The organism is Nostoc sp. (genome assembly GCF_036916575.1).
Taxonomy (GTDB): Bacteria; Cyanobacteriota; Cyanobacteriia; order Cyanobacteriales; family Nostocaceae; genus Nostoc.
Genome location: NZ_JBALGC010000070.1, coordinates 1 through 7,316, shown reverse-complemented (window position 1 = coordinate 7,316; position 7,316 = coordinate 1). Strand labels below are relative to the sequence as shown.

Here is a 7,316-nt window from a genome sequence, read left to right as displayed (position 1 = left end):
TTGGCATTCAAGTACTGTGGCGAGGTTGGTTAAAATTACACGATCTCTGTGAGGGTTGGCAGCTTGCAAAAGAGACTTAACGGGAAAAGTCAGCATCAACACAGCTTCGCTAACAGTCAGTAATTATTTTATTCGCAAAACTGAATATTAGACTATCTAATTATTAGCTAACCATGATATTCTGTTCTTCAGTATCAGTAATCTCGATAAAATCTCATTTCATCCTCAAATACTGGCAAATGCCTACGGTGATTGGGTTTGATAAATTTGGAGCCAATGGGCGATCGCCAGCGCTATGATGCAGTGATGAATGCTTCACGGGATTCTCTATTTCGTGTAGATAAAGACAAAAAAGGAATAGTTCAAATTGATTTAAGTCTTTAATTATTCTGAAAAAGGATGTTTTATAAGCCTAGACAGTCGTTTTTTGCTTGACCTGCCGCACGTTGAGGCATTCTTTACTTACTTTACGCCAATGGCAGAAAAGCCTGTCATCTATACTTACAAACGACCATCAGGGATTCCACTATCCAACTGGAAGTTCGAGACACACAAAGTGCCAATCCATAACATCCGGGCAGTTTCACAAGACATATCCCTAGATAGAGAAGGATTCAGATTTGTTGTACAACATAGCAATGTTCGCGATTTTTATGACCATGATATTCCTTGGATTAGTACTGATGATATCGGCGATCAGGCAGCAAACTATTTACTTGATGATGCTTGAGCAGGGCAGTGGACTCGTAATCTGATGGGGCCAGAAAATTTAACGCTCGTTGAAACAACTGCTATCCTTTTACAAGTGCTTGATCGTTCTATCAAGTATGTTCAGGTGACTATTGAATCAATACAGCAGTACCTTGCATCGACAGGAGCGACACTTGATGTACAACGAGAGTTAGGAAATCTGTTCCGCGCTCTTGGCAATCCTGACGGGGTTTACGCTACAGTACGAACACCTGAAGCACTCACACCAACAACGTTTGAACAGTTTGCAAAATATAAACTACTGCCAAACATCTGCTGAATGCCATTATCAATACCTCTGCTCCCCTGCTGCACTCGCTCCAGGTTCAAGATAGCTATCAAGTCTATGAATCAGTGACTTGAGGCTGAGCAAGGCGATCATGAGTTTGTTTTCTGGCGAAATCGGCGAGCAAGCGGATGAGGGGCAGGGAAAGTATGATCAGTCCATAAGGGCGGTTTGGTGGCAAAGTATTCAACTAACGTGTTGAGTAAGCTGCTGTAAGCGGAGTGCATCTCCAAAAACTTTTGCCACGACGATTGTGCATCCTTTAGCACAAAACCCGCCTGTGCTAAACTTGCCCGTGACTGCTCAAATTGTTCGCGATCAACTTCGAGTATATCTGCTAGGGGAAGTTGAAACAACTGATGCAGATCCAAAACAATACGACAGCCCATTCGGTGCATCAAATACGCTCGACCGCTATGCTCAGTTTGCACGGTAGTGAGCAATAGCGTACAAGCGTCGAGCATTGCACCGAGTGTACTAATCCAGGAATCATCTTCCAGAGTCGAGCGAAAAAACGAGAGAATTGGATACGCGCGATGGCTCTCCAAAATTTCCGCTGCCCAAACTTCCCAATCAGCAATGTCAAGAGGCAGTTGCTCGAGAATCTTTAACCGAGTATAAGTTTCTAACAACGTTACCCCTGATGGAGGACTCCCAGCCCGCGCCTCGACAAGATTGACAAAAACTTCACGATGCTGTAATGAGTTGTAAAGGGAGAATAAAAACGCGATCACAAGCGACATCACTGCCAATCCTGATCCTGCTGCCGCCAGCATCACTACCCGTGCAATTCCTACGGAGACAAAATCACCAAATCCAAGGGTGAGCAGCGAGGTTCCTGCTACGTAAAGCGCACTACCAAAATCTCGAATCGCAGGTTGGATGGAGTCTTGCAGAGCGTACAGGATCAGTCCGTATCCAAAAATCAATACAATCACCCAAACTGTAAGCAGCAGCATTAATGACAACGGCGCGAATATTCCCAATAAATACTCCTGCCGCTTGCCGGTGTGCAAACTTAGTTTTCGCCACGGCAACCAAAATAATCTGATCAGTAGAGATGAAATCCTAAACGTGCGCGGCGAACGACGAGGAACGATCACCACCTGAAATACATCAAACGACACAATCACAATAATTAAGATACCGATGCTTGCCTCACATATTGCCATCGTTTGATTGCCTGAGTTGGAACTTTTACCTTTGACAAAAATTGTAAACTATGCATAGCAAGATTTTTGAAGATTCTGACTCAAATGGCTCCTTTGGATTAACAATGAATAGCGAGTGTACATCTGTGGTGTGCGATTGGTTGGTAGCAGTGTAAGTCATTTCTCACAAAGCTCACCCGATTAATTGCATGTTTAGAAACATTCATTGGCTCAAAAAAAACACTCTTTGGCTTTGGACAGCAGTCAACCACTTCACACAAGGTATTTTAGCGTGGGTTTTGGGTGATCATAGCGCTGAAACTTTCAAACCTTTATGGGATATCGTCAGTGCTTGGCAGTGCTATTTCTATGTTACAGATGGATGGTTGGTCTATCCAGGCTTTATTTCACAAGGAGACCAAATTGTGAGCAAGACTTACATGACACGGGTTGAGGGGGAAAACTGGAGATAAAAATTGGGGGGGTATGGACGGGGAAGCAAAACTCAGTGATTCGTGGTGGCAACAGGTTAAATATTACGCTCGGTTAGCGATTGAACGGTTAGAGTACGGAGTGTAGTCGGTTAAAGAACTACTCACTACCCTGATAAGTGATGAGCGTTGGGGGGTGATGCTGGAGTTTGAAGACATCAACCCGATTAAGTTTGGTCAACTGATTGCGATTGCTCCCGATTGGGTGCAGTGGATGAGGTAAATTGTTGGGTTGTAATGGCGATCGCATTCTTGACAAGAATGCGATTGCTGTCTTAATTCAGGACTTACTTAAATAGGGAATGCCTGTTTCAACAATGAAATAGAGCCATCAGCAATAAACCGCACACCAATTGCGAGAATGAAAAAACCAAAAACACGATTTAACGCTCCCACACCATTTTTTCCTAACCGATTAATCAGTGGTTCTCCTAAGACGAAGCATAGGTAAAGGCTAATCCCAATTAAAACAATTCCTACTAAGGATTCTAAATAGTTTAGCCAATGATTGAAGTTAACAGATAAACTCGTTACTACCCCAATTGCTCCAGGGCCGCTGATTAATGGTATTGCCATTGGTGTAAAAGAAATATCCTCTTTGTCTATAGCCTCATCATTTTCTGATGCAGTTAGTCTCTGACGAGCTGTCACCATTTCCCACGCTGTATGAGTAACAAGTAATCCGCCTGCTAGGCGTAGTACCTGAAGTGAAATTCCAAAAAATTCCAGAATCCATCTCCCAGCTACTAAAAACACAGCTAAAACCAAAACTACATTTGTGGCAGTTTGCCTTGCTTGCCGATGACGTTCAGATGAGGTTTGTGTTGATGTTAAACTATAGAAAACTGGAACTGCACCTATTGGATTGGCGATTGGAAAAAGAGCCACAAAAGTTGCTAATGTATTTGGAATCAACGACATTATCAATATTTTTTGGATATCTGGGTTTTCTAAAAGCAGAGTTTAGCAGACAGCCACAGTGCGATCAAACTTTTTGCACCATTACCCTTTTAGGAGCAAAGAAGTTCAAGAAGCCTCTGACCAATTGTATGTGAATGAACGGCAGGCGATCATTGATTGTGAAGACCTATCTGATGCCGAACTCAAAAAACTCCTTGACAAATGGGCGAAAACCCTTACTGAACGACACGACTCAGCGCAAGACCCAATTGTCTCGTCGCTATGAAATTGAAGTTATACCAATTCGCCAAAACAGTAAACTCATCACCTAATCGACTAGTTCACAAAACGAAAATCTTTGGTTCATATGCTACTAAATGTAGAGATTGAGCGCAAATCGTCAGCCAAGGTTGACTATTACCCAAGTTTGTCAAAGGACTTTGTGCTGGTACGGCTAACCTAGCACTCACCAGCCCCAACCTGCACTCGGCTTCACCCTCAAACAAAAATAGATTAGACTCATTAGCACTGAAACTAGGTAAAGCTAAACTTTGCTGCCACAATAGAAGTTGCCAATCTACCTCAAGCGTACATAGTAGCCTTTGTTGTTGTCGCACACGGCAGCAAACATGCTTCGTTTTCGACCAACTGAAGTCAGCCATTTGTGTAGGTAAGCCCCAGATTTCACGACCAGCCGCAGCAGCATCAGCATTGTCCACATAAACATGAGAGCAAAACAAGCCTAAGCGACCTGCGTAGCGTACCAAAGCCGCAGCAACAAATAATTCGCTATACTCAAGCACCGAACCCGAACCATAACAAGCCAGATACACACCACCTAATGTCTTGCCAGGCAATATGTTGTAGATTTCCATCTCTGTTGGTACAAGTGTACGAATGCTCTTTGTGTCCACCAATTGCAAAGTTTGGTAAGCATAGCCTTGAAGTATCCAGGGTGTGGATGGATATGTCATTTCTCCTCAATTTAATGCACTTGACTTTTTTCTATACTCGCTCATCCGCTCACCCGCTCATGAGTCTATGGTTTGTTACCAAGGTCATGCCAACTTTCTTCTTCAATGTGAACCCCATAATGCTCCGCTGCCTTTTGAATATTAACAAATGCTAGATTGCGATCTGAGTCAGTCACGTCTTGGACTTGATCGAAGCAGACTAATGCATTCTTAACATGAGAAGCATCTGTCAATTTTCATTGTCATCAATAGACCAAATTAGGCTGACTAGCGTACAACCGAAACAAGAGCTGGTGACTGGCTTTTACATTGTTATGCCGCAGATTGAAATCTGTCGGTTGCAGTCGATACTCGGCAAAAAGCCGCAGCAGTTTGGCTTCGTGTTCGACGGTAAGCACCAAAAATAGATCCGGTCGGCGATCCTCAGTCACAACATTGATTGCCTCATACACTGGCTCAGGGATCAAGAACGGGGGATCAACAATAATCACATCAAATTCTCGGTTAATCGGCTGTGGCGACCGCAAATCATAAGGGAGAAACTCTGCAAATTTGGTAAACTTTGGGTCGATGTCTAGAAGCGTCACCCAGCGCCCTCGTCGATACCATTCGGCTGCAAGCCGAGGCGTACAAAGCCAACAGGGATTCGCATATATATCCAGCGCGCACACGAGCGCAGAAGCGGTTTGTTGTGTAAAGAAAATCTGGCTCAACGTGAAGTCAGGAGGAACGAACCAGTCGATGGGGTGTACCTTAGACTCAAACCACGGCTGACCAGGGCCGATTGCCATCCGCTCCGTCAAAACCCGCTTTAGTTAATCTTTGTCCATACATATACCGGGAGCAACATCTGCATAACGTCTCTAATCGGCGGGCGGCTGCCGAGGTCTTTGATGCACCACTAGGATCTCGTGTCAGTCCGTTGCATTGTAATTTTATGCTTCTGGGTACCGATTGGATAGAATGGATGGCATCAATTGTGGCGATCGCACTATAGCGCAGCCTGACAAAATAAACCGCTGTAAATCAATGATTCCATTGAAGGTGCGATCGCACTCACAAAGAGAGGCATTTCCATCAAGCTGTTGGCAAACTACCAGAACCAAGATTGACGTAGTTCAATCGACTAAACACCCCATCTCCCAAATCTTCGGGACCGATAGCGGCATATAGTGAATTAGTATCCCCTAAGCTAGCACCATTACCAAACAAAATACCCCAAATTCCCCGCTCTATCACGGGTTGACCTGTGGTATCTCGCATGTAGTCAATAGCTTGATGAGTGTTACGGTCGAAAGCTGTAATCGTACCATCACTGAAATTTGATACGAGTAATGTATCTGATAAACCGCCAAAGTCATCTGGTGCATAGGCAAAGCCCCAAGGAGAATTGAGCAAACCTTCATCTTCCCAGGTGCGGATCAGTTGCCCGGTGAGATCAAATTCGGCAATTCTCCCCAAGCCAGTACCCGCTTCTTCTTCACCTACTAGCAGTTGACCAGGGTTATCTGGGTTTTCCTGAGTTTTGGCATAGGCAACAAATACACTCGCTTGAGCTTGATTGGGTGCTTCCAATACTTGGATGTTGAAGGGTGCGTACTCTCCTGGTTGGAAGCCATCTCTACCTACAAAAGGATTGACAAATCCATTAAAAGATGAAGTGATTTCTTTGAAAGTGCCATCAAATACTTGGATATTGGGGTTAACACCAAAGTTCGCCACAAATAAGCGATCGCCTGTTGGGTTGACTGCTAATCCAAAGTATTGGTCTCCCCTGGTTGAGTTATCAATCACGATTTTGGCAGTACCAGCACGGTCAAATGTGCCATCACCGTTTTGGCGTTCTGTCCAAGCAGAAATTGTGCCGCTATCAGTGGCAAATAAGAAACGGCTGGGTTCTGTGATGTCACCACCGGAGTAGGGTTGGGTAATCACAAAGTTATTCGAGCGATTGAAAACAACTCCGGTAGGTGTTCCCTGGGTGTTATTGGGACCGGGTACTGTGACTAATTTCAAATCATCTTGGAACAGGGGAATAGTATTGGGTTTACCAATATTCACATCACCCACATACTCGTAGGATGCACCCGAACCATTGGCTGCCACCCAGAAATGACCGCCAAAACCTGCTGGACGAATTGCTAATCCCCAAGCTAGAGCAAAGGTGGGGTCAAAAATTTGGGGGTTATATTCTTGACGATTAGAAACTAAAACTGTGGGTGCGTAGGTATTATTGGGAGTAATTGGCTGATTTGTCACTTCCACAACACTAGAGGCATTTAATTTTGAGGCATCAACACCTTGGATATATGCTAAAGTTTCCCCAGTGGATTTGACCTTTGCTACTACTAAAATGCCGACTTGGGTAAATTGGATATCGTCTGGCTTAATTTCACCTTTGATTACACCAATTTTATCTATACCTACCTGAAAGTCGGAAATAATATCTGCACCATCTTCCTTTTTGAAAGCGAATATATCTATCCCTGCACCACCGAATAGGATATCTTTTCCTTTATTCCCCAGGAGTAAATCGTCACCATCACCACCAAAGATTAAGTCTTTGTTCGCACCCCCACTAATACATCATCACCACCCATACCATAGAGACGGTTACAGCCAGCCATTGCATAGATGGCATCTTTACCATTGGTTCCTTTAAGGACATCATATTATGTTCGGTAAATCACTTACGATTAAGCTCCGATTTTAATCCACCAGTGAAAACCCGTTAACCCTTGAATCAAATCTTGCTGTTGAAGTA

General features: G+C 44.0%; 11 protein-coding genes and 3 pseudogenes. 6 read left to right on the top strand and 8 right to left on the bottom strand.

The features are described 5' to 3' along the window. Nucleotides 1-258: 258 nt before the first annotated feature. The 3 genes from V7L29_RS14800 (at nt 259) to V7L29_RS14790 (ending at nt 1,030) form a co-directional block, all read left to right on the top strand. Nucleotides 259-384 (top strand): hypothetical protein, encoded by a 126-nt coding sequence (locus tag V7L29_RS14800; RefSeq protein WP_334692538.1) that lies wholly within the window; start codon nt 259-261, stop codon nt 382-384. Nucleotides 385-475: 91 nt separating this feature from the next. Next, nucleotides 476-730: a hypothetical protein gene (locus V7L29_RS14795; protein WP_334735958.1), complete on the top strand. Its 255-nt coding sequence runs from the start codon at nt 476-478 to the stop codon at nt 728-730. A gap of 24 nt (nt 731-754) precedes the next feature. Continuing rightward, nucleotides 755-1,030: a hypothetical protein gene (locus V7L29_RS14790; RefSeq protein WP_334735957.1), complete on the top strand. Its 276-nt coding sequence runs from the start codon at nt 755-757 to the stop codon at nt 1,028-1,030. 98 nt (nt 1,031-1,128) lie between these two features. On the opposite strand, the gene V7L29_RS14785 is transcribed toward V7L29_RS14790, so the two are convergent. After that, nucleotides 1,129-2,208, bottom strand: coding sequence for a potassium channel family protein (locus V7L29_RS14785; RefSeq protein ID WP_334692535.1), 1,080 nt, complete (start codon nt 2,206-2,208; stop codon nt 1,129-1,131). Between the two features lie 192 nt (nt 2,209-2,400). Here V7L29_RS14785 and V7L29_RS14780 point away from each other — a divergent pair. Then, nucleotides 2,401-2,657, top strand: a pseudogene (locus V7L29_RS14780) (IS1 family transposase); the annotation flags it as partial. Between the two features lie 312 nt (nt 2,658-2,969). Here the strand turns inward: V7L29_RS14780 and V7L29_RS14775 are convergent. Beyond that, on the bottom strand, nt 2,970-3,599 hold the full coding sequence (locus V7L29_RS14775) for a MarC family protein (RefSeq protein ID WP_334692533.1): 630 nt from the start codon (nt 3,597-3,599) through the stop codon (nt 2,970-2,972). A 58-nt stretch (nt 3,600-3,657) separates the two neighbouring features. On the opposite strand from V7L29_RS14775, the gene V7L29_RS14770 reads away from it, so the two are divergent. After that, a complete protein-coding gene (locus V7L29_RS14770; protein ID WP_334692532.1) occupies nt 3,658-3,864 on the top strand; it encodes a hypothetical protein in 207 nt (68 codons plus the stop codon). A gap of 55 nt (nt 3,865-3,919) precedes the next feature. Here V7L29_RS14770 and V7L29_RS14765 read toward each other — a convergent pair whose 3' ends face one another. The 3 genes from V7L29_RS14765 to V7L29_RS14755 form a co-directional block, all read right to left on the bottom strand. After that, nucleotides 3,920-4,552 carry an acetoacetate decarboxylase family protein gene (locus V7L29_RS14765; protein WP_334735956.1) on the bottom strand — a complete coding sequence of 211 codons (633 nt, stop codon included), beginning with the start codon at nt 4,550-4,552 and terminating at the stop codon, nt 3,920-3,922. A gap of 65 nt (nt 4,553-4,617) precedes the next feature. Continuing rightward, entirely contained in the window at nt 4,618-4,785 is a 168-nt protein-coding gene (locus V7L29_RS14760; protein WP_334692530.1) for a DUF6582 domain-containing protein, read from the bottom strand. A gap of 12 nt (nt 4,786-4,797) precedes the next feature. Continuing rightward, complete coding sequence (locus tag V7L29_RS14755) at nt 4,798-5,343, bottom strand: hypothetical protein (protein ID WP_334735955.1); 546 nt, start codon at nt 5,341-5,343, stop codon at nt 4,798-4,800. Between V7L29_RS14755 and V7L29_RS14750 the strand changes: the two genes are divergently transcribed. After that, nucleotides 5,337-5,549: a hypothetical protein gene (locus V7L29_RS14750; protein WP_334735954.1), complete on the top strand. Its 213-nt coding sequence runs from the start codon at nt 5,337-5,339 to the stop codon at nt 5,547-5,549. The two genes, V7L29_RS14755 and V7L29_RS14750, sit on opposite strands and share 7 nt — an antisense overlap. A gap of 80 nt (nt 5,550-5,629) precedes the next feature. On the opposite strand, the gene V7L29_RS14745 is transcribed toward V7L29_RS14750, so the two are convergent. The 3 genes and pseudogenes from V7L29_RS14745 to V7L29_RS35515 all read right to left on the bottom strand — a co-directional run. After that, nucleotides 5,630-6,817: a TIGR03118 family protein gene (locus V7L29_RS14745; RefSeq protein WP_334735953.1), complete on the bottom strand. Its 1,188-nt coding sequence runs from the start codon at nt 6,815-6,817 to the stop codon at nt 5,630-5,632. Between the two features lie 222 nt (nt 6,818-7,039). After that, a pseudogene (locus tag V7L29_RS35520) lies at nt 7,040-7,135 on the bottom strand (calcium-binding protein); the annotation flags it as partial. Continuing rightward, nucleotides 7,108-7,197: pseudogene (locus V7L29_RS35515) on the bottom strand (hypothetical protein); the annotation flags it as partial. The pseudogenes V7L29_RS35515 and V7L29_RS35520, both read right to left, overlap by 28 nt. Nucleotides 7,198-7,316: the final 119 nt, after the last annotated feature.

What these genes read in the sequence shown, in the direction of transcription:
- V7L29_RS14790 (WP_334735957.1), top strand. Translation starts at nt 755, where the DNA reads ATGGGGCCAGAAAATTTAACGCTCGTTGAAACAACTGCTATCCTTTTA.
- V7L29_RS14765 (WP_334735956.1), bottom strand. Translation starts at nt 4,552, where the DNA reads ATGACATATCCATCCACACCCTGGATACTTCAAGGCTATGCTTACCAA.
- V7L29_RS14775 (WP_334692533.1), bottom strand. Translation starts at nt 3,599, where the DNA reads ATGTCGTTGATTCCAAATACATTAGCAACTTTTGTGGCTCTTTTTCCA.
- V7L29_RS14795 (WP_334735958.1), top strand. Translation starts at nt 476, where the DNA reads ATGGCAGAAAAGCCTGTCATCTATACTTACAAACGACCATCAGGGATT.
- V7L29_RS14785 (WP_334692535.1), bottom strand. Translation starts at nt 2,208, where the DNA reads ATGGCAATATGTGAGGCAAGCATCGGTATCTTAATTATTGTGATTGTG.
- V7L29_RS14755 (WP_334735955.1), bottom strand. Translation starts at nt 5,343, where the DNA reads ATGGCAATCGGCCCTGGTCAGCCGTGGTTTGAGTCTAAGGTACACCCC.